This is a genomic window from Streptomyces sp. NBC_01450, assembly GCF_036227505.1.
Lineage (GTDB): Bacteria > Actinomycetota > Actinomycetes > Streptomycetales > Streptomycetaceae > Streptomyces.
Genome location: NZ_CP109482.1, coordinates 293,747 through 315,514, shown reverse-complemented (window position 1 = coordinate 315,514; position 21,768 = coordinate 293,747). Strand labels below are relative to the sequence as shown.

14 protein-coding genes are annotated in these 21,768 nt (G+C 67.5%); 8 read left to right on the top strand and 6 right to left on the bottom strand.

Annotated elements, in window-relative coordinates; translation table 11 throughout:
- Nucleotides 1-452 precede the first annotated feature (452 nt).
- The 3 genes from OG568_RS60835 (at nucleotide 453) to OG568_RS60825 (ending at nucleotide 5,642) form a co-directional block, all read left to right on the top strand.
- Nucleotides 453-947, top strand: a complete 495-nt coding sequence (locus OG568_RS60835) for a M23 family metallopeptidase (RefSeq protein ID WP_443078013.1) — start codon at nucleotides 453-455, stop codon at nucleotides 945-947.
- Nucleotides 948-1,468: 521 nt separating this feature from the next.
- Nucleotides 1,469-2,407: a trypsin-like serine peptidase gene (locus OG568_RS60830; RefSeq protein WP_329538506.1), complete on the top strand. Its 939-nt coding sequence runs from the start codon at nucleotides 1,469-1,471 to the stop codon at nucleotides 2,405-2,407.
- A gap of 361 nt (nucleotides 2,408-2,768) precedes the next feature.
- Entirely contained in the window at nucleotides 2,769-5,642 is a 2,874-nt protein-coding gene (locus tag OG568_RS60825) for an AfsR/SARP family transcriptional regulator (protein ID WP_329538505.1), read from the top strand.
- Here the strand turns inward: OG568_RS60825 and OG568_RS60820 are convergent, their stop codons facing one another.
- Nucleotides 5,643-6,716 (bottom strand): helix-turn-helix domain-containing protein, encoded by a 1,074-nt coding sequence (locus OG568_RS60820; RefSeq protein WP_329538504.1) that lies wholly within the window; start codon nucleotides 6,714-6,716, stop codon nucleotides 5,643-5,645. It lies immediately after the preceding gene.
- A gap of 318 nt (nucleotides 6,717-7,034) precedes the next feature.
- Here OG568_RS60820 and OG568_RS60815 point away from each other — a divergent pair, with 318 nt between their 5' ends.
- A complete protein-coding gene (locus tag OG568_RS60815) occupies nucleotides 7,035-7,685 on the top strand; it encodes a peptidase inhibitor family I36 protein (RefSeq protein WP_329538503.1) in 651 nt (216 codons plus the stop codon).
- A 172-nt stretch (nucleotides 7,686-7,857) separates the two neighbouring features.
- Here OG568_RS60815 and OG568_RS60810 read toward each other — a convergent pair whose 3' ends face one another.
- The 3 genes from OG568_RS60810 to OG568_RS60800 all read right to left on the bottom strand — a co-directional run bounded on the left by OG568_RS60810 (nucleotide 7,858) and on the right by OG568_RS60800 (nucleotide 10,793).
- Nucleotides 7,858-9,234 carry an IS1380 family transposase gene (locus OG568_RS60810; RefSeq protein ID WP_329538502.1) on the bottom strand — a complete coding sequence of 459 codons (1,377 nt, stop codon included), beginning with the start codon at nucleotides 9,232-9,234 and terminating at the stop codon, nucleotides 7,858-7,860.
- Nucleotides 9,235-9,446: 212 nt separating this feature from the next.
- On the bottom strand, nucleotides 9,447-9,707 hold the full coding sequence (locus OG568_RS60805; protein WP_329538572.1) for a WhiB family transcriptional regulator: 261 nt from the start codon (nucleotides 9,705-9,707) through the stop codon (nucleotides 9,447-9,449).
- 144 nt (nucleotides 9,708-9,851) lie between these two features.
- The gene (locus OG568_RS60800; RefSeq protein ID WP_329538501.1) at nucleotides 9,852-10,793 is read right to left on the bottom strand and encodes a hypothetical protein; all 942 of its coding nucleotides are present in this window, start codon (nucleotides 10,791-10,793) and stop codon (nucleotides 9,852-9,854) included.
- A 344-nt stretch (nucleotides 10,794-11,137) separates the two neighbouring features.
- Here OG568_RS60800 and OG568_RS60795 point away from each other — a divergent pair, with 344 nt between their 5' ends.
- Complete coding sequence (locus tag OG568_RS60795; RefSeq protein WP_329538431.1) at nucleotides 11,138-12,334, top strand: ISAs1 family transposase; 1,197 nt, start codon at nucleotides 11,138-11,140, stop codon at nucleotides 12,332-12,334.
- A 135-nt stretch (nucleotides 12,335-12,469) separates the two neighbouring features.
- Here OG568_RS60795 and OG568_RS60790 read toward each other — a convergent pair whose 3' ends face one another.
- Both OG568_RS60790 and OG568_RS60785 read right to left on the bottom strand, forming a co-directional pair.
- Nucleotides 12,470-13,849: an IS1380 family transposase gene (locus OG568_RS60790; RefSeq protein ID WP_329538500.1), complete on the bottom strand. Its 1,380-nt coding sequence runs from the start codon at nucleotides 13,847-13,849 to the stop codon at nucleotides 12,470-12,472.
- A gap of 244 nt (nucleotides 13,850-14,093) precedes the next feature.
- Nucleotides 14,094-17,042 carry an AfsR/SARP family transcriptional regulator gene (locus OG568_RS60785; RefSeq protein ID WP_329538499.1) on the bottom strand — a complete coding sequence of 983 codons (2,949 nt, stop codon included), beginning with the start codon at nucleotides 17,040-17,042 and terminating at the stop codon, nucleotides 14,094-14,096.
- A 361-nt stretch (nucleotides 17,043-17,403) separates the two neighbouring features.
- Between OG568_RS60785 and OG568_RS60780 the strand changes: the two genes are divergently transcribed.
- From OG568_RS60780 to OG568_RS60770, 3 genes are all read left to right on the top strand, one after another.
- A protein-coding gene (locus OG568_RS60780; RefSeq protein WP_329530430.1) for an IS3 family transposase occupies nucleotides 17,404-18,623 on the top strand; the annotation gives its coding sequence in 2 pieces (ribosomal slippage) (nucleotides 17,404-17,659 and nucleotides 17,659-18,623; 1,221 coding nt in all).
- Nucleotides 18,620-18,898, top strand: coding sequence for a group II intron maturase-specific domain-containing protein (locus OG568_RS60775; RefSeq protein WP_329538498.1), 279 nt, complete (start codon nucleotides 18,620-18,622; stop codon nucleotides 18,896-18,898). The genes OG568_RS60780 and OG568_RS60775 overlap by 4 nt, the downstream gene beginning before the upstream one ends.
- A 759-nt stretch (nucleotides 18,899-19,657) precedes the next feature.
- Nucleotides 19,658-21,442: a reverse transcriptase/maturase family protein gene (locus OG568_RS60770; protein WP_329536215.1), complete on the top strand. Its 1,785-nt coding sequence runs from the start codon at nucleotides 19,658-19,660 to the stop codon at nucleotides 21,440-21,442.
- Nucleotides 21,443-21,768 lie beyond the last annotated feature (326 nt).

Genomic DNA, 21,768 nt, shown 5'->3' with positions numbered 1-21,768 from the left:
CGACCAGGCGTCGTCGCACACGAAGTAGGCCACAGGGCCGAGGACTTCACGTGGAATACTTCCGACAGCCAATCGAGCCCAGCTCCGAGCCCGTTCGGCTGCCGTCACCGGACCCCGGACCGGAATCCGACCTGGGCTCGTACTTCGGCTCCGACCGACCGAGCCGGTTGCACCTCCTCAGACCGAATAGGCTCCCCCGGCCCCGACTTCCGAAGAGGGCGCTGGCCGTCCTCTCGGGAGCCTGCGTCATCATCGCCGGGTCGGTCACCGCGTACGCCATGTCGGGTGAGCAGAGGACCGCTGCCACCAGGACACCGCCGCCCCCGCCGACCATCACCACCTTCCCGCCCTTTCCCTCGGCCAGTGTGATGCCGCCCTCGGAAACGGCGGGACATCCCGACGGCGGCGTGATCGAGACATCGGAAACACCGGTCGATACCGATAGGAAGCCCGTGGAGAAGGGGATCACCCTCGCACCGAAGGTGACGGTGGCGGCGCCCTCGACGCACCCGAAGCAGATCCGCAGAATGGGTATTGATGACGGCGACGCCGTCTTACCGGTACACGCGTACGTCATCACCTCCACCTACGGTCAGGCGGGCGGCTGGAGCACGGGCCATCACACCGGCGTGGACCTGGCGGTCCCGGTCGGCACCCCCGTGACGTCCGTGCGGGCCGGGGCGGTGGTCATGTCGGCCACCGATCCGAAGTACGGCAATTACGTCCTGATCCGCCATGCCGAGCACGAGTACACGCTGTACGCGCACCTGTCCCGGCAGAACGTGAAGGCGGGCGAGACCGTGACCGCCGGGCAGCAGATCGGGCTCTCGGGGGCCACCGGCAACGTGACCGGTCCACATCTCCACTTCGAGGTGCGCACGGGCCCGGCCTTCGGTTCCGACATCGATCCCGTCGCCTATCTCTCCAAGCACGGCGTCCGTCTCTGAGTCCGCGTACCGTCCCACGGCCTCGCCACTCCGTATGCCCCTCCCCGCCGTCCGACCTCGACGGGGCGCACGGGGGCGGCGAGGCCGTTCCGCGCCCCGGCCCCCTCCCCTCCCGCAAACCTTCGGGCATCGCGTCACGTTTGGGTAAAGCGTGACGCCCCGCAGAACTCCCCACGAGACGGCAGCCGTGTTGGGTGTGTCGACCGTCCCGGATCCGCCGGACCGGAACGGCTCAAGGGTGTCGACCGGGCCGACGTCGGGTTCATCGCGCCGCGTGAGTGCTACCAAGTGACGCTCGGCGACGCGCCGTTGTACCTGTTCAGCAAGGACGGCGCCGCACACCTCCGATACCCCGCGGCGACACACGTCGTACGCCGGGCGCAGGGCGTAGACCATCGGTCATGGGACAGCGACATGAGAGGACAAGCGGAATGAGAGGGTACGGCAGGACGCGCGGGTGGTCCGGGCCGCTGCTGGGTGTGATGGTCGCGACGGCTCTCCTTGCCCTCTCCGGTTGCCGGTTGGCCGCGCCAGACGCGGCGGCCCAGGCCGCCGGGAGCTTCCGTGAACCCGGAGCGTGGACATCGACCGAGATGGCGGACGCCGCCCCTTACGACATGGCGATGTCCGACGACACGGAGGTCGACTCGCGAGTGTCCGACCCGGAGCCCGCCCCCGTGGCGGCCCAGCCGCAGGAGCCGCCCTACGTCGACAAGGCAGCGGTGCTGGGCAAGGTGTTCTTCGATACACCCGACGGCCCCCGCGCCTGTTCGGGAACCGCCGTCACCGACCCGCGGCACCCCGGTGCGTCGAGTCTCGTGTGGACGGCCGGGCACTGTGTGCACAGCGGAAGAACCGGCACCTGGTACCGGAACATCGTGTTCGTCCCGTCGTACAACAACGAGGCGCTGTCGAGGGTGAGCAGCGCCGACAGGGGGTCGCGGCGGATCTCGCCGCTGGGTGTCTGGTGGGCGGACCGGGCGAGCGTGTCGCCCGGCTGGGCTCGGGAGGGCGAGGCGTCTGGCGGCGCGGGGGCACCCTTCGACTACGCGGTCCTGCACGTACGGCTTGTCGGCGGTCCGGACACGTCGCTGGAGCAGACAATCGGCTACGCGATCCCGGTCGCCTTGGACGCCCCCGCCATCCCCTCGATCCCCACCCTCAAGGTCTGGGGGTACCCGGCGGAGGCCCCGTTCGGCGGAAACCTGCTGTTCTCGTGCCAGGACCGGCCGACACGGCTGTCCCTCGCGTCGGACGAGCCCACGCTCTACCGGATCGGCTGCACCATGACCGGCGGTGCCTCGGGCGGCGGTTGGTTCCGAGCGGAGGCGGACGGCACACTCGAACTCATCAGCGACACCTCGGTCGGCCCCACCGATGCCCGCTGGCTCGCCGGACCCCGGCTCGGCGCCGAGGCACGGAAGATGCTCGACGAGATCGGTGCCGTCGCCCCGTCCTGACGGAACGCCGGGCCGGCCGATGACCTCGCCGACCCGCTCCGTGGTGTCGGCCCTGAAGACGCATCCGTAGTCCGTCCAGTACGGCCCGTCTCGTAGGCGACGACTCCGCCGATCACCACGTCCCACAGTTCACAGGCCCGCAGGACGGAGCCGTCCTCCCGCCCCCGACGGCGCCAGGACTCGCGCCGCGGGGAGGTCGAGAAGCAAGGCCACACCGTCCCCCAGGGGCCCTTCCCCAATCCGTGAGACCAAGTTGTCGTGCAGTCCACGATGGCTTATGTTTCCACGACCCGGATCAAGGGCTGTGAGCAAACGGTGCGTTGATGCTCGTCGTGCTTCCGGAAACGCTCGGAGGAGGCCAGTGACAGAGCAGATCCGCTTCACCGTCCTGGGGCCGGTCCGTGCGTGGCGGGGGGCACGGGAGGTCGACCTGGGCTCGCCGCAGCAGAGGGCCGTACTGGTCGCGTTGTTGCTGGCTGGAGGCTCGGTCTTGGCGGCGGAGGAACTCATCGACGCCGTGTGGGGCGCGGAGGTGCCCGCCTCGGCCCGGGGCACGCTACGCACCTACGTGCACCGGCTGCGCAAGGCCCTGGACGGCACTGGTGACCCGTCGCTCATCGCCTCGGCGGGCCACGGCTACCAGCTCGACACGTCACGGATGGCCCTCGACCTGGACGATTTCCGGAGCATGGTCGCTCAGGCCGAACGCAGTCTGGGGACAGGGGACTTCAAGGAGGCGCTGGATCCGCTGCGCGGCGCGCTGGGCCTGTGGCGGGGGGCGGCCCTGTCGGGGGTCCACGGCGCGTACGCCGACGCCTGGCGGCACGGCCTGGACGACCACCGGCTGTCGGCCGAACTCCTGCTCATGAGAGCCGAGATGGAGCTGGGCTGTCACAGTCTCGCGGCGGGCAGGCTCGACAGCCTGGTCAACGAGCACCCGCTGAACGAGCGGCTGCGGGAGATGCTGATGCTCGCCCTCTACCGGTCGGGACGCCAGGCCGCCGCCCTGGCCACCTACCGGGAGATCCAGGAACTCCTCGCGGCGGAACTCGGGGTGGACCCCGGCCCGGGCCTCCAGTCGATGTTCCAGCGGATCCTGCGCGCGGACTCCGACCTCGCTCCGTCGGCCGCCTCGGCTGCCGCGGCCGCCCCGGCGGGCACGGCATCGAGTCCGTCCCAGCCCGCGCGCACCCAGGTGCCCCCCGCGCAACTGCCGGCCGGACTGGCCGCGTTCGTCGGCCGGGAGATCGAACTCGCCAGCGCCCTGAGTCCGCACACGTCCTCGGAAACGGCCATCACAGTCGTCACCGGCATGGCGGGGGTCGGGAAGACGTCCTTCGCCGTCCGCTGGGCGCACGAGATCGCCGGCGACTTCCCCGACGGCCAGATCTATCTGAACCTCCGCGGTTTCGACCACGCGACCGACCCGCTCCCCGCTGGCCAGGCCATCGGCAGGGCACTCGACGCGCTCGGCGTCGACTCGGCGGAGATACCCCAGGACATGGACGCGCGCGCCGCGTTCTACCGGACCTGGCTCAGCGGCAAGCGCGTCCTGCTGCTTCTCGACAACGCCCGTGACGCCGCCCAGGTCCGCCCCCTCCTGCCCGGCACGCCCGGCTGCCGCGTCATCGTGACCAGCAGGGACCAGATGGCGGGTCTGGTGGCCGTCGAGGGTGCACACCCCATCCAACTCTGCCTCCTCACCACGGGGGAGAGCCACCGCCTCCTCGCCCGCCGACTGGGCGCCGACCGCGTCGCGGCCGAACCCGAGGCGGCGGCGGAGATCGTCGCGCTGTGCTGCCGACTCCCCCTCGCCCTCGCCGTGATCGCCGGTCGCGCGGCCACGCGCCCCGCCCTGTCGCTCTCCGCCATCGTGACGGACCTGCGGCAGAGCAGCGGGGGGCTCGACGCCTTCCATGCCGGTGACACAGCAGCCGACGTACGCGCCGTCTTCTCCTACTCGTACCACGCGTTGAGCGCCGACGCGGCACGCCTGTTCCGCCTGCTCTCCCTCCACCCCGGCCCCGACGCCGCGCCCGCGTCCCTCGCCAGCCTCACCGGCTTCCCCCTCCCCCGCGCCCGCCGCGTCCTCAACGAACTCCTCCAGGCGCACCTCGTCGACGAGCTCACCCCTGGCCGGTACAGCTCCCACGACCTGCTCGCCGCGTACGCCTCCGAGCTGCTCCACGACGAGGACAGCGAGGAAGAGACGACAGCGGCACGCCGTCGCATGCTGGACCACTACCTCCACACCGGTGTCCTCGCCCGCCTGTACCTGACGTCCGTCCCCACCCCCGCCGCCATCGACGTGCCGCCCGTCGCACCCGGCACGTACGTCAAGGAGTTCGACGGCGAGCGCACCTCAGTCGGCACAGCACGCGAGTGGTTCGACGCCGAGCACACGGTCGTCCTGGCCTGCGTCGACCTGGCCGCCGCAATGCGCCTCGACACCACCACCTGGCTCCTGGCCTGGATCATCGGGCCGTACCAGGAACGCCGGTTCAAGTGGAACGAGGTGAACACCGTCTTCCACCAGGCGCAGGTGGCGGCTCGACGGCTCGGCGACCGGTTCGCCGAAGGATACGCGCACGGCGCACTCGCACAGGCGAGCGTGACCTCGGGCTCCATGGAGGATGCCTTGGCTCACATGGACCGGTCGCTGGAACTCTTCGGCGAGTTCGGCGATCCCGCCCTCCTCGGCAAGGCTCACAGCCAGGCGAGCTGGGTGGTCGAGCGCGCGGGCGACCTGCACGGCGCTCTGGAACACGCGAAGCGGGCGTTGGACTTGCACCGTTCGGCCGGCATCACCACAGTCACCACCGGACGCATCCTCAATTCCGTCGGGTGGTACCTCGCACACACCGGACAATACGAACAGGCCCTGGCCTACTGCCAAGAGGCGCTGCCCCTCCTCAAGGACGGCGGGGACGCCATGGGCTACGCAGACACTCTCCTGAGCATCGCGTACATCCACCGGGAGTCGGGCGCGTACAAACAGGCGGCGGCCCTGTACGAAGAGGCCCTGCCCTCTCTGCTCGCCACCGGCGCCACCTTCAACGGCGCCGCCGCGCTCGATGAACTCGGCGACATCTACTTGCGGTTGGGCCGCCGCGAGGACGCGGTGAGGTCCTGGCGCGAGGCTGTGGAGATCCTGGAGAAGATGGGTCACGCAAACGCGGAGGGCATCCGGCGGAAGGTGGAGGAGGCCAGCCGGGAGGGCGCAGCGAGACCGTAGTCAGACAGCGCTCTCCAGGAAGCCGTCCGCGCGCCCGGGCGAACCGTGAGCCATGCCCCGGGCGTTCTTCAGATAGACCGCAGGCGTCTCGCCGTACACCGGCTTGAAGCTCTTGATGAAGTGGCTCGCGTCGGAGAAGTGCCAGCGGGCGGCGATCTCGGAGATGCTCAGGGAACAGTCAGGGTCCATCAGGTCGTCGTGCGCCCGCTGCAACCGCATGTGGCGGATGTACGCCATGACAGAGTCGCCGGACGCGGAGAACGCCCTGTGCAGGGTTCGCAGGGAGACGCCGATGGTCTCCGCGACCACCGTCGGCGTGAGCTGTTCGCACTCTATACCCTTCTCGATGGCTTCCTTCGCCAGCTTCAGCGTCTCCGTGGGATGGTTCAGCGGGCGCGAGAGGGAGTGGTCCGTCAGGATGTTCGCGAGGATCAGGGTGCAGATGTCACGTGTCATGCTCCGCACCGACAGCGAGCTGTTGAGGCCGATGTCCGCGCTTTCGATGGTTTCCAGGAAGTTCTCCAGGAACCGGCCCTGGGGAGCCGTTACCTCCAGCGTGTACGCGCCGTCGAGCTTCGAGGGCGATCCGATGCGCGACAGGACGAGGTGGCGCGGGATCGAGACCACGCGGAACTCCGTGCCCGTGGCGACGGAGAAGTCCCATCGGGACTTGGTGTCGCGAATGCAGATCTGGCCGGGCAGTACGACCGCGGAGACCTTTCCCTGGGTGAATTGCAGAGCGCCGGACACGACGAGGTGGGCGACGATCGGGTCGTGCTCACGGCTCCCGCCGGTCACGCCCGTCATCGCGTCGCAGAAGACGCGCGCGGACAGCACTCCGTCAAAGAGCCGTCCTGTCACGTCGAAGCGGAAGCCGTGCGAGGCCCGCGGCGTGAGTTCATCGATCCGCGCGAGATAGGGAAAGGCGCTGCGCCGGAGCGCCCTGAGGAGTTCGTTCGGGTTCTCCGATTGACCCGGCGACAGATTCAGCTCGGCCCGATATTCGACGGAGCCGACCAAACATGTCGGACAATTCGTGGAATCGCCCAGGAAGATGTGATGGCTGCTGTGCATGATTTTACTCTTTCGCATACCGCCACGGGACGGCCGGTATCTGCGAACCGCAGCGCCAGGCGCCCGTGATCCCCGCGTACACACCTGCTGTCGTGTGACCATCCCACTATCCCCCAGGGGCGTATTCATCGCGTTGACATCTGATAGAAGTCCGCAGCTACGCCATTACCGACAGCCCCGTACGGGTACGGAAATGCCATTGAACTCGGCCGGGTGGTGAAACGTAGCACTCAGTGGGAAGCACACCACACAGGACTATGGCCTACGGAGCATTTAGTGCAACATTCACGCGGAAAAATCGTCGCAGCGGCCATATGCATGGGCGCGTGTCTGACACTCGCGGCCTGCGGCAGCGGCGCCGGAGACAGGCCGAGCGCCGGACTCAAGAAGGCCGACGGCCAGGTGCTGGAGAATACGGACGGCGGTCTGCTGTCGTCGCCGCTCGCGGTGGACCAGGGCGGTCTCGGCTCGACGGCGCGGCCGGGGACGGGGACGTCCCCGGAGCCACGGCCCGGGTCCACGGCCGGGCCGGCGTCCGGGACCTCGGCGGAGCCGGGCGCCGGGCCGACGTCGAAGACGTCCACGGAGCCGGGTTCGGGTCCCACCCCCGTCCGGGGGCAGCAGGGCGGGTCGAGCGCCGACCCCCGCTCCTGGCCGCAGGGCCAGGAATGCCCGCCGAACTCCCTCTGCCTTTTCGAGAACGCCGACTTCACCGGCAGGAGGTTGGTGATCGCCGTTCCCTCGAAGGTGCCGGCGCTCGCCCAGGATTACGTCGACGGCGCCGGATTCGACAAGACGGCCTCGTCCGTCATCAACACCTCGATGTACGGGGTGAACCTGTGGACCCAGCCGGAATTCCACGGTTACAGGTACAGCCTCGTCGAGCACTCGCGGGTGGCCAATCTGTCGAGCAGCGGTTTCAACGACCTCGTCTCGTCCGTCACGATGCCGGGAATCGGCGCCGACTAGCCTCGATCGTTCATGAGTCCCCGTCAGCTTGCTGACGGGGACTTTGTGTCTGTGCGGTGGGGTCTTTTCGGGGCTGGGGCAGGCTGAGGGCCAGGCTCTCGCGTCGGGTGTGCGCCGGGTTCCACTTCGCCGGTGTGGTGGTGGGGGTTGTCGGGATGGTCGAAGTGGCTGGTCAGCCGGGGTTCGGGAGGATGCGGAGCCTGCCGATCGCGTGGGTGATGACGTCGGTCCAGGGCCATCGGGGCGTGAAGCGGAGCCCGTGGCGGCGGCGGGTGTGCACGAGCTGGGCTGCGGCGGAGAACAGCCGCAGGCGGAGCTTCTTGGGTTCCCAGCGGCGGGCCTTGCCGGTCAGAGCGAGCATGGGCATCCAGGCGAGGAGGTCGAGTGCGAGGGAGACGATCTCCAGCCAGATCCGGTTCTGCGCGGTGTCGTGCAGGGGCAGATTGCGCAGACCGGTGTCGCGGGCACCTCGGATGCGGTCCTCGCAGCGGGCCCGGCGGCGGTGACGCAGTTCGAGATCGGCGAGCTGGCCACCCTTTGTGTTGGTCGCGAAGCAAGTCAGCCTCAGCCCGTCGACGTCGGTGAACCGCAACTGGGCGCCGGGATGCGGCCGTTCCTTGCGGACGACCAACCGCATCCCCTTCGGCCACGTGCTCAGGTCGGGGATGTCGGTGATCTCGGCGACCCAGGCGCCGGGCCGCTCGGTGCCGCCCGCGCCGTAGGCCGGCGTCCACGCCTTCTTCGGGATCTTCAGCACGGCCTGGTGGATGGTGTCGGTGATGGTCATTCCGACGGAATACGACAGCCACCGGCCCGGCCTGGAGAGCCAGTCGAGGAAGGCATGAGTGCCGCCGGCGGAATCGGTACGGATCAGTGTCTGCCGGCCCCGCCGCAGGTGTCTGGGGAGTTGGGCCAGGGCGAGTTGGGTGGTGATGTGGTCGGTGGCGGTGTTGGAGCCCGCGTTGCCGGGCCGCAGCAGGGCGGCCACCGGTTCCCCGGACCCTGTCTGGCCGTGGTCGACGAACGCGACGAGCGGATGGTGGCCGAAGGTCTTCTTCCAGGTCGCGGTGGCGTCCTGCTTCTCGGAGCGGGCGAGGACGAGCACGCCGTCGATGTCCACGGTCACGCTGCCACCGGCGGCCGGACTGTCTTCACCGGCCAACTCCCACACCCGCGTGCGCACTTCGGCTCGCGCCGTGCGGATCGCGGTGAGCGCCTTCGGCCCGGCTGCGGCGAGGACGTCGATGAGCCGGGAGACCGTGGGGTCTGATGCCACCGGGCCGAACACGTCGGGCTCGGCCCGCAGCATGGCGACATCGGCGAGGCAGTCCCCGCCCAGAGCCGTCGCGAGCGCGACATCCAGCAGGATCTTCCCCGGATCGTGCACCGCCCGCGACTTGCGCCACGGCGCCATCGCCGCCGATATCGCGGTGTCCAGACCCACCTTGCGGACCGTCTCGACGAGCAGCACGGCCCCGGCCTGCGAGACCACCCCGCGGCCGCCGCCCTCGACGCGGACACACGGGTACAACCCGATACGCTTGCTCACCTGGAGAGTGCTTCTTTCCGTGCAGCCAACAGGACCCTAGACAAGTCCCATCGTTGCAGGTCAGGTGCACTCTCCGCTTATTTGATCAAGACGTGGACGAGCACGCCCATGAAAGCCCGAGGCTAGCCCACGGCGGAAAAACAGCGGTGAAGGGCTCTCACCCCGGCGGGTGGGAGCCCGAGCTGTGTACGGGCGGCGGCATACGGCACCCCTCAGGGCGCGGAAACCAGGAACCTGTGCCAGGACCGGACGTCGGGCTTGCGCCTCAAGAGGCTCCGGCGCTCGCGTTCGGTCATTCCGCCCCACACCCCGTACTCGATTCCCTGATCGAGGGCATAGGCCAAACATTCGGTCACCACCGGGCACCCTCGGCACACCGTCTTGGCCCGGTTCTGGGAAGGGCCGTCCGCGAACAGGTCGTCGGCGTCACTCGGCTTGCACAGGCTCCGGTCGTTCCAGTGGTAGTAATCCATCTTCTCCAACTCTCCGTCCTCACACTCCCTGTCCGGACTCACGGCGGTCCGGCCGGAGGGCGCGGAACAGGAGCGCACCCGCCGGTCGGACACGACCGCCGAATGCGCCCCTGAGCGGGGTTCTCCCCGTCGCGGATCCATGTCCTACGACTGGACGAACTGGCCGATGAAAATGGACCGGATCTTGTCGATGCCGACGTCCTTGAAGGTTCCGCTGCCCTCCGGGAGGAGCGCGGAGCGGCCCGTGCAGTCCGCGCCGGTCCAGATCTTGATCGGTCCCGCGGAGTCCTTGCCCTGCGGAGCGATGGCGGTGCCGAAGGACGCCGTGTTGACGCATCCGGTACCGCTCACGATGCCGGTGGTGCCCTCGGAGTCGGAGGGGTCCTCGGAGAGCTGGTAAGTGCCCTTCTTGTCGCGGGGTTCGAGTTCCCGCTTGGCCTCGCCGTCGCCCGCCTTGCCGTCCCCGGCCGGATCCACCTCGGGCTCGGAGCTGCCGCCGGAGTTCTGGCCGGCCTTCTGCCCGTCGGGCGCGACGCCGAACCACGTACCGCCCACGCCCTGCCCGTTGGTGTCACCGGGAGCCTGGTCCTTGCTGAACAGGTACACCGGCCAGCCGCCGAGCGTCACCTGAAATCCCCTGCCGCGCTTGATGAAACCGACGTCCGACTTGTCGATCCCATCGATGAACACCTTGCCGTTGGACGCGACCACGAGAGGCGGCCACGTCTTCTGGCAGTCGTCGAAGCAGTTCGACGTCGACGGACTCGCCTTGTCCTTGTCGAACCGGTAGAGCACGAACCCGGCGCCATTGGTGACAACGGAATCCAGACCGCCCACGGAACTGTCGGACAGCTGGACCCACTTGCGTATCACCGGAGATGCCTCGCCGGCCTGGCGGACCGGGGCCGCTTCGTCAGCCAGGTCTCCCGTGCTGAGATCGGCGTTGTTCTGCTTGGCTGTTCCGTTCTTGAAGGTCAGCTGACTGGCGTCGACGCCGGACGCAGAACTCTGCTCCGCCGAACCGGCTCCCCTTTCCGCTTCTCCACCGCCGCATGCGGTGAGGGCAAGACCCCCCGCGAGCACCATCGCCGCGAAAATATTCCTGCGCGTGCGAGACACACCAACCCCCATGAGAACTCCCATATATGCATCGTCCGGGCCTCTTTTTGGCCCGACACCCGAAATACGAGCCCCGCCCGTCTGACAGTTCTCACTAACCTCGATCGTTCATGAGTCCTCGTCAGCTCGTTGACGGGGACTCTGTGCGTGTCAGGGCTCCGTCAAGTTCCGTGCTTGCGTGGAGGGTTGGCGATCAGCGGGTAGGGGCGGATAGCAGAGCAGGCACGGGGGTTCGTGATCATTGTGGTGTCGAAGCCAGATGATCACGAGGATGTCCCGTGCCTGCTGTTGCATCTTCCCCTATCCCTGCCGTGCTGGAGAAGCTGGGGCCGCTGGATGCGGACCGGATCGCTGACCTGCGTCCCTACCTTGAATCGGTTCCGGATCCGCGCTCACGCCGGGGCCGGTGGTACTCGCTGACGGCGATCTTGCTGGTGTGTGCCTGCGCGGCTGTCTGCGGCGCGAAGAGCATCGACGAGCTCGCCGAGTTCGGCGAGCGGGCCACGAACTCGCTGCTGGCATCCCTCGGGGTACGCCGTCACCTGCTCGGCTGGCGGCGCAGCCCCAAGCCGGTCACTCTCGGACGCGTCCTTCAGGCACTTGACGGCGACGCCCTGGACCAGGCTGTGGGCGCCTACCTGGCCGGCCGGCACCGCATCACCGCGTCCGCGGACGTGCCCGAGACCCGATCGCGGCAGGTCATCGCCGTGGACGGCAAGGCCCTCAAGGGCTCAGCCCGCCTGGCCGCGCCGCGCCGTCACCTGCTCTCGGCGGTCACCCACGACCGCGTCGCCACGATTGCCCAGGTCGAAGTCGGTGCGAAGACCAACGAAGTGCGCCACTTCAAACCCCTGCTGGCACCGCTCGACCTCGCCGACACCGTCGTCACCTTCGATGCCCTCCACTCGGTGAAGGCCAACATCACCTGGCTGGTCGAGACGAAGAAGGCCCACTACATCGCCGTCATCAAGACCAACCAGCCCACCGCCTACGCCCAGCTCGCCGCCCTGCCCTGGACCTCGATCAAGGTCCAGCACACCGCCTCCGCCACCGCCCACGGCCGCCGCGAGTCCCGCTCGATCAAAACCTGCGCTATCGCCGACAACCTCGGCGGCATCGCTTTCCCCCACGCCCACCTCGCCATCCGGGTCCACCGCCGCCGCAAGCCCACCGGCCGGCCCGAAACCCGCGAGAACGTCTACGCGGTCACCAGCCTCGCCGCCCATCAAACCCGCCCCGCCGACCTCGCCGCCGCCATCCGCGGGCACTGGGGAATCGAAAATTCCTCCCACTACATCCGAGATGTCACGTTTGCCGAGGACGCCTCGACCATTCACACCGGCACCGCACCCCGCGCCATGGCCACCATCCGCAACCTCGCCATCGGCACCCTGAAGACCCTCGGAGCCGACAACATCGCCAAGACCACCCGCGCCATCCGCCACGAACCCGAACGAGCACTCGCCATCCTGGGCATCACCAACAACCCAGACACTCACGGAACTTGATCAAGCCCTGTGTGCGTGTGGGGTGCCGTTTTCTTGGGGCGGGGCAGACTGATGGCCCGGTTGTCGCGTCGGATGAGCGCCGGGTTCCACTCCCGGGGTGGTCGTGCGGGTTGTTGGGACGGTCGAATTGGCTGGTCAGCCGGGGTTCGGGAGGGCCTGGAGCCGGTTCATGGCGCTGGTGATCACGGGCGTCCATGGCCATTGGGTGGGCAGACGCAGCCAGTGGCGGCGGCCGGTGTTCACGAGCTGGGCGGCGGCGGAGAACAAGCGGAGGCGGAGGCGCTTCGGCTCCCAGCGGCGGGTGTCGCCGGTCAGGGCGAGCATCGGCATCCAGGCGAGGAGGTCGAGCGCGAGGGAGACGATCTCCAGCCAGATCCGGTTCTGCGCGGTATCGTGCAGGGGCAGGTTGCGCAGGCCGGTGTCGCGGGCGTTTCGGATGCGGTCTTCGCAACGGGCCCGTCGGCGGTGACGCAGTTCCAGGTCGGCGAGCTGGCCGCCTTTGGTGTTGGTCGCGAAGCAGGTCAGCCGCAGTCCGTCGAGATCGGTGAAGCGCAACTGGGCGCCGGGGTGCGGGCGTTCCTTGCGGACGATCAGCCGCATTCCCTTGGGCCAGGTGCTCAGGTCGGGTATATCGGTGATCTCGGCGACCCAGGCGCCGGGCCGCTCGGTGCCGCCGGAGTCGTAGGCCGGCGTCCACGCCTTCTTCGGGATCTTCAGTACGGCTTGGTGGATGGCGTCGGTGATGGTCATGCCGACGGAGTACGACAGCCACCGGCCCGGCCTGGAGAGCCACTCGAGGAAGGCGTGGGTGCCGCCGGCGGAGTCGGTACGGATCAGTGTCTGCCGTCCCCGCCGCAGGGTTTTGGGGAGTTGGGCCAGGGCGAGTTGGGCTGTTTCGATGTGGTCGGTGGCGGTGTTGGAGCCTGCGTTGCCGGGCCGCAGCAGGGCGGCCACCGGCTCTCCGGACCCGGCCTGGCCGTGGTCGACGAGCGCGACGAGGGGATGGTGGCCGAAGGTCTTCTTCCAGGTCGCGGTGGCGTCCTGCTTCTCGGAGTGGGCGAGGACCAGCACGCCGTCGATGTCCACGATGACACCGCCGTCGGCGGCCGGACTGCTCGCACCGGCCAGTTCCCAGACCCGCCCGCGTACTTGGGAACGTGCGTCCCGGATCGCCGCAAGGGCCTTCGGGCCGGAGGCTGCGAGTGTGTCGACGAGACGGGAGACCGTCGGATCGGACGCCACCGGGCCGAACACATCCGGCTCAGCCCGCAGCATGCCGACGTCGGCCAGGCAGTCCCCGCCGAGTGCGACGGCCAGGGCCACATCCAGCAGGATTTTGCCCGGATCGTGCACGGCCCGTGGCTTGCGCCACGGCGTGAGTGCCGCCGATATCGCGGTGTCCAGGGCGGACTTGCGGACCGTCTCGGCCAGCAGCACCGCCCCTGCCTGCGAGACCACCCCACGGCCGCCGCCCTCGACACGAACACGCGGATACGACCCGCTACGCTTCTTCACCTGGAGAGTGCTTCTTTCCTTGCAGCTGACAGGACCCTCGACAAGTCCCATCGTTGCAGGTCAGCAGCACTCTCCACTTATTTGATCAAGACCCGGACAGGCCCACTCGCGAAAGCGCGAGGCTAACTCTTCGCCGATACACGACCGTGACATTTTCGTCTGGTGCGGAGCCGCGGGTGCCCCGGTGGCGGACCGCTCCGAGTCCGGAGGCCGGGGAGTTCGCGGACCTCGGGAGTCAGGTCGCTCAGGCGGAGTTGCCCAACTCCTCGTCCGCAGATGGTGACTTGTCCTCCCGCACGGGTCTGCCGCGGCTACCGGACCCGTCGAGGTCCGTCAGGCGGGCACGGATCACCTCGGCGTCCTTGTGGCCGAGGCGCTCGAAGATCTCCAGCGCCTCGGTCCAGGCGTCCCTGGCTGCGTCCCGGCGGCCCGCGCTCCAGCATGCCTCGGCCAGCCGGTTTAGGGTGTTGGCGATGGACCACGGATTGTCGTGCTGCCTGCGGAACAGATACAGGGCGTCACGGAAGGCGGCCACGGCCTGGTCGTACTCGCCGAGGTGGTGATGGGCGTACCCGATGCTGTCCCAGGTGTTCGCCGCGAAGACGTCGTGGCCGAGTTCCGTCCATATGCGCAGCGCCTGTCGGCAGTGTTCGAGACCCTCGTGATCACGGCCGCCCCTCGACAGCATCCAGCCGACCGCGTTGAGCGCGGAGGCGACGCCCGCCCTGGCCCGTACGTCGCCCGGCCGCCGGCGTTCCTCGGCCCGGCAGAGCCGGAGGGCGGAGTGTGAGGCGGCGAGGGCCGTTTCCAGGTCGCCTTGCCGGTCCGCCACCCAGACCAGGGTGTTGTGGCAGTCGGCAAGACTCTTCTGGTCGTCCGCCCGGCCCAGCAGGTCGATGGCCTGTTCGACGTAGGTGCGTGCCTCCTCAAAGCGGCCCAGGCCACCTAGGGCACCAGCGAGACCCTGCAGCGCGTCGGCCTCGGCCGCCGGGTCACCGAGTCGGCGCGCCGCGGCCAGGCCGGCGACACGCAGGGCCCGCAGATCCCTCCAGCGGCCGCGTATGTAGACGTGATAAGACGTGGCCCAGGCGAGCTGCCATGTGTGGCGGTCGAAGTGATGGGCGGCGGCGGTCCCGACGACAGTGGTCAGTACGTGCCACTCGGTGCCGACCCATGCCCTGGCCCGATCCACGTCGGCGCCGAACTCCTCGGCATGAGCGCCCTCGGCCGGGGGCTCCAGGTCGATGAGCGGTCGCACGAGGTTGAGCAGTGCAAAGGCTTGGTACGCGCCGTGCAGGTAGTGGTCGAACATCCGCTGCCGGGCGGCGTGCAGTTCCGCGGGCGGTTCGAGGGATTCGGCGAGTTCGGTGGCGTAGGCGCGGAGCAAATCGTGGGAGGCGTACCGGCCGAGTGCGGTTTCGGCCACAAGGTGGGACTCAAGGAGCTCCGAGATCAGCCGCCGCGTGCGCGGGAGGCCGAGTCCGGCGAGGCCGGCGGCGGCGGGCAGGGCGATGTCGGGCCCGGGGTGCAGGGCCAGCAGCCGGAAGAGCCGGGCCGCGCCGGGGGTGAGCGCGTCGTAGGACCAGGAGAACACTGCCCGGACGTCGGTCGTGGCGTCTCCGTCGTCGAACGCGTCCAGACCGACCGCCTGTTCCCGCAGTTCGTCGGCTATCGCGGACAGGGGGAAAGCGGCCCGCATAGCTGCGCGGGCGGCGGTTACGGCGAGGGCCAGCGGCAGTCGGGCGCACAGGCTGATGATCGTGTCGACCGCCTCGGGTTCGGCGTCCACCCTCGCGGATCCCAGGCGCCGGGCCAGCAGCCTCCGGGCCTCGGCTACGGAGAGCACGTCGAGGTGGACGGGGAAGGCGCCGTCGACGGCGACGAGGCCGGCCAGCCGGTCACGGCTGGTGACGATGGTCAGGCAGCCCGGAGCGCCCGGCAGGAGAGGTCTCACCTGCGCGGCGTCACGCGCGTTGTCCAGCAGCACGAGCATGCGTTTGCCGGCGAGGAGGGTGCGGTAGCGGGCCGCGAGGGCGTCGACGTCCTGGGGCAGCGCCCGCCCGTCGAAGCCCAAGCCCTCCGCGAGTGTGCGCAGCGCGTGTTCCGGTGTGACGGGTGCGGCGGCGGGGTCGAAGCCACGCAGATTCAGATAGAGCTGGCCGTCGGGGAAGCGGTCGGCCACCTGCCGGGCCCAGTGCACCGCGAACGCCGTCTTGCCGACGCCCGCCATCCCGGCGACGGCGCTCACCACCGCCGTGCCGCCGCCGGACAGCTTCTGGACTTCCGCCAGTTGGACCTCCCTGCCGACGAACACTGGCAGACCAGCGGGCAGTTGCGCGGGGCGAACGAACGCCGGCGTGGCGGCCGGGTGCGCCTTCGGTGCTGGGTCGGCCCGATCCAGCTGGGCAGCGCGACGGTCCGGTACGGGCAGGAGGCCGGGGTCAGCTCGCAGGACCCGCTGATACATCGTCTGCAGGGCCGGACCGGGGTCGACGCCCAGTTCCTCCGCGAGCAACGCCTGCACCTCACGGTAGCTGTCGAGTGCCGCGGCCTGCTGGCCCGAACGGTAAAGGGCGAGCATCATCAGCTCCCTGAACCGCTCGTCCAGGGGGTTCTCCCGGATCAGGCCGTGGAGGTCGGACACTGTCTCGACGGCGGGCGCGAGTTCGAGCCGGGCCGCGATACGGGCGGCTTCCGCGGTCAGCCGCAGCTCCTCGATGCGTCGGCGCTGGATCCGCGCGTACTCGCCCCGGATTCCGTACAGTGCGGTTCCCCGCCACAGCCGGAGCGCGTCGTCCAACTGCCGTAGCGTGCCATTCGCGTCGCCCGACTGCCGCGTCCGTTCGGCCCCAGCGATCCGATCGCGGAAAGTGCGAAGGTCCAACTCGCCCGCTTCACGGTTCAGTTGATAACCGTCTCCCACGGAGTGGATCACAGAGCCAGTGGAGTCGCCGCGAACGTCGAGGGCCTTGCGCAGCCGGTGGACGTACGTCCGCAGGATGCTGAGGGCGGACGCGGGGGGCCTGGCACCCCACAGGATGTCAACGAGTTCGGCCGTGCTCACCTGGGCGCCCTCGGCGAGGAGCAGCACGGCGAGCACGGTCCGCTGCTGGGGTGTGCCGAGTTCGGCCTCCTCCGTCCCGCGCCACGCGCTGACGGGGCCCAGCACGCTGAACGTCAGCTGGTCGTCCATCCTTCTCCTCCTCCGGTGCTCCACCTCCATCATGGGCGGGCCCTCCCATGATGGAGGTGGAGGCGGCGAGCGAGGCCCGGCTCGATGGGTGCCGGGCTCCCGGGCCCGTTACTGAAGTTTCCCCGTGATCTTGGGCACGTTGTCGTTACGCCGCGAGGGCTTGGTCTTGCCGGTAGCGCAGGCGTGTTTCGTGGGGCGTGAGGTAGCCCCAGTGGATGTGCTTGCGCAGACGGCGTCTGTTGTAGAAGGTCTCGACGAATTCGAAGATGTCGGCGCGGGCGGTGGCCCGGTCGGGTGAGGCGACCCCTGTGGTGTGGACACTCTGACAATGGATCTTGCAGATCCGAGGGAAGGTGTCCTGGTGGGACGTAGGTCTCCGTATCCGGTGGAGTTCAGGAACGATGCCGTCGCGCTGTACCGCGCGGCGGGCGGGAAGCGCACGTACGCGGCGGTCGCGGCGGATGTCGGGGTGACCGGCGAGACCCTGCGGAGCTGGGTGCGCCAGGCCGACGAGCACGCGGGCCGTGATCACAGCAGCGGCGAGCAGAGCGCGGAGAGCCGGAACGAGGAACTGGCCCGGCTGCGCGCGGAAAACGGCCGGCTCCGCAAGGCAGAGAAGGAATGGGAACTCGAGCGGGAGATCCTGCGCCGGGCAGCCGCCTATTTCGCGAAGGAGATGAAGTGAAGACCCACCGCTGGGACTTCGTCTCCGCCCACGCGGAAGTCTTCGGCGTTCAGCGGATATGCCGGGTCCTGCAGGTCTCGCGCTCGGGCTACTACCGGTGGCTCGCCGGTGCGAAGGTCCGTCGAGAGCGGCAGGCCGCCGACGACGCCCTGCTCGTGGAGATCCGGGAGATCCATACCGAGCACAAGGGCACCTACGGAGTCCGGCGCATCCATGCCGAGCTGCGTGGCTTCGGGCACACCATCAACCGCAAGCGCGTCGAGCGCCTGATGCGCCGGCACGGTATCGAGGGCCGGCACCTGCGGCGCCGCAAGCGCACCACGGTCCCCGACCGGCTTGCACCACCGGCCCCGGATCTCGTCCAACGCAACTTCTCCGCCAGACAGTTGAACGAGAAGTGGTGCGGCGACATCACATACGTCCAGGTCGGCGGGACGTGGCTGTATCTCGCCTGCGTCATCGACATCTGTTCACGCCGGGTGCTCGGCTGGTCGATGGCCACGCACATGCGCACGGAACTGGTCATCGACGCCCTGGAGATGGCCGTGGCGACCCGCGGCGGCCACGTGGGCGGGGTGATCTTCCATGCGGACAGGGGCTCGCAGTACACGTCGGCCGCGTTCGCGCAGGTCTGCAACGGTTTCGGGATCCACAGGAGCATGGGCCGGGTCGGCTCGAGCTACGACAACGCCCTCGCCGAGTCGTTCTGGCAGGGACTCAAGAGGGAGACGATGTACCAGAGGCTGTTCTCCACGATGCCTCAGGCGAGGCTGGAGATCTTCCAGTGGCTCACCTACTACAACGCCCGCAGGCGCCACAGCGCCCTCAACTACCTCTCGCCAGTCGAATTCGAACAACAACAGCAGAGAGCACGTAAACTCACACTCGCAGCATGAACCCCCGTGTCCACACTCCGGGGGACACCTCAGTAGCCGATCTCAACCCGGTCCTGCGGGGTTGGGCTGCGTACTTCCGTAACGGTAACTCCGGACGGAAGTTCAACGTGGTTGACGGCTATGTCCACGAGCGGCTGGCGATCTTCGCCAGCGCGAAACACGGGCTTGCGGGCAGGAACTGGACCACCCGTTTTACTTATGGGTGGATCACCCGGCTCGGTGTCTACCGTCTTACCGGAAACGTGCACAGAGCGACGGCGCATGCCAGCCGGTGAATGATGTCGGAAAGCCGTGTGCGGGAGAACTGCATGCACGGTGTGCGCCGTGAGGCGCTTCGTTGTATCCCCGACGCAGTCGGGAGGAACTCGGAGGGAGGTTCTTGGGTCGCCTGACTTACCTGGACGCGAAAGCGCGAGGGGACAAGAGCATGTCAGGGAAGCGGTGGCCGTCCGGAGGTGTCCGGGACGGGGTGCCGCGAGACCCGCACGATATGGCCAAGTTGCGCCGCGAGGCGCTCTGTTGTATCCCCGGCTCAGCCGGGAAGGACTCGGAGGAACGTTCTTGAATCGAATGGCTTACCTCAGCCTGAAAGGGTGAGAGGGACAAGAGCATGCCAGGAAATCGGCGACTGTGTCCAGACGTTAGGAGCAGTGCGCCGAGCGATTCACGCAATACGGTGAAAGCTAGACTGCCTGAATCCCAATCTCCAGGAGATGCAAATATCCATCCGCCGGAAAGACGTCTGGAACCGGCGCCACGTCCTGCATCGGCATTTCTTTCGCGGCCGTTGCAACCTCCGGAACGTGGAGCGATGCCCAGTGAGGGCATTCAAGGAGATGAGTGGGGCACCTAAGTTGCGTTAGTACGTACGACAGAGATGAACGCGGGATCACCTAAGGGATGCGAATCCTATGGTGACGGAGACCCCATAGTAGTCGCCGGAGTAACGACCGGTCATGAAGTCCGGGAAAGCCGGAATGAGGGCGAAGGGGGTCAGGTGATCGGACACTCGAAGACCTGGGAGGTATGCGAAATTGCAGAGCGCCGAAACAGTGCTGGGTGTCCTCCGTGAACGCGGCAGGCACGGCCTGCCATGTAATGAACTGTACCGACAGATGTTCAATCCGCAGCTGTATCTCATGGCTTACGGGCGTATCTACTCCAACAAGGGAGCGATGACGCCTGGAGTCTCGGCAGATACCGTGGACGGCATGTCGCTGGACAAGATCGAGCGCATTATCGATGCGATGCGCCACGAGCGCTATCGATTCAGTCCGGTCAAGAGAGTCATGATCCCGAAGAAAAACGGGAAACTCAGACCCCTCGGATTGCCTGGCTGGACGGATAAGCTGGTTGGAGAGGTGATGCGTCTCCTATTGGAGGCATATTATGACCCCCAGTTTTCCGATCGGTCCCATGGGTTCCGTGCCCGTCGGGGCTGCCACACCGCGCTGCGCGAGGTGGCTAATACCTGGACGGGTACGACCTGGCTGATTGAGGGCGATATCTCCGACTGCTTCGGGTCGCTTGACCATGAGGTCATGCTCTCGACGTTATCTGAGAAAGTCCACGATCGCCGGTTTCTGCGGCTATTGCGCAACATGCTTCAGGCCGGATACTTGGAGGACTGGGTATGGAACGCCACGCTCTCCGGGGCACCACAAGGCGGTGTTCTCTCTCCCACGCTCTCCAACATTTATCTGCACCGGTTGGACAACTTTGTCGAAAAGGTTCTGATACCCGAATATGACCGAGGGGCGGAACGAGTTAAGAATCCCGCCTATCGTAAGGTTCAGAAAGCACTCACGCTAGCTCGGGTGCGTGGTGACCGTGCCGAGGCGCGATCGCTACGTAAAGAGCTACGCAGTATGCCGAGCAAGGATCTCAACGATCCTCGCTACCGGCGGTTGCGCTATGTGCGGTACGCCGACGACACCTTGCTCGGTTTCACCGGACCGAAAGCCGAAGCCGAGGAGATCAAGCAACGCCTCGGGCAGTTCCTGCGTGACGAACTCAAACTGGAGCTGTCCGAGGAGAAAACATTGATCACTCACGCCAGAACCGGCGCGGCAAGATTCCTCGGTTACGAGATCACCGTTCAGCAGAACGACAAGGCGATCAGCAATGGCCAACGGTCAAGCAACGCGACCGTCAAGTTGCGGGTGCCAGTCGCGGTGATCAAGGCTAAATGTGCCTCCTATATGAAACGCGGGAAACCCGCACGCAGGACCCCTTTGATGAACATGGACGATTACACCATCGTCTCTATCTTCGGGGCCGAATATCGCGGGTTGGCACAGTACTACCTGTTGGCCAGTGACGTCTATCGGCTGAATCGGCTGAACTGGGTCATGGAGACATCGCTGCTAAAGACGCTTGCGGGCAAGCACCGCTCGACCGTATCGAAGACGGCGGCCAAGTATAAGGCCAAGGTCGAAACTCCATACGGGTTGCGCACGTGCTTCGAAGCGACCGTTGAACGCAGTGGTGGCAGGAAACCACTGGTAGCACGGTACGGTGGCATACCACTTCGGTGGCAGAAGACAGCGGTCCTCGAAGACCGTAAACCAGATCGAGCAGTTGGTCCCAAGGAATTGGTCACCAGACTCCTTGCGGGGAGGTGCGAGATCTGTGAGCGGTCGGGGAAGGTTCAAGTTCACCACATCCGAAAACTCTCGGATCTCGACAAGCTCGGTCAGCCGGACAGGCCGGCGTGGGCATCAATCATGGCGAAGCGGCGCCGCAAGTCCCTTGTGGTCTGCCAGAACTGTCACGACGATATCCATACTGACTCGCAAGTCGCGAAACCCACGGAGTAGTCACTGGAGAGCCGGATGCCTTTAACGGGGCACGTCCGGTTCGGTGGGGGGTCGCGTGGAAAAGGGTCTGAACTCCAGATACCTCGCCGCGCGGCCTACCCTGCGCTGGATTGCTTGAAGCCCAATCTCCAGCGGTGAGAGTGCGCACCCGTCGGAACGACACCTGAAACCGACGCCACGTCATGTCCGGGCATGAACCGTGAGACCGGACAACCTCCGTGACGTGGAGCATCGCCCAGCGAGAGCGGTCAAGGAGATGAGTGGGCGGCCTACGTCGTGCTCGATACGTACAACGAAGACGTACCACGGGATCGCCTACGGGGCGC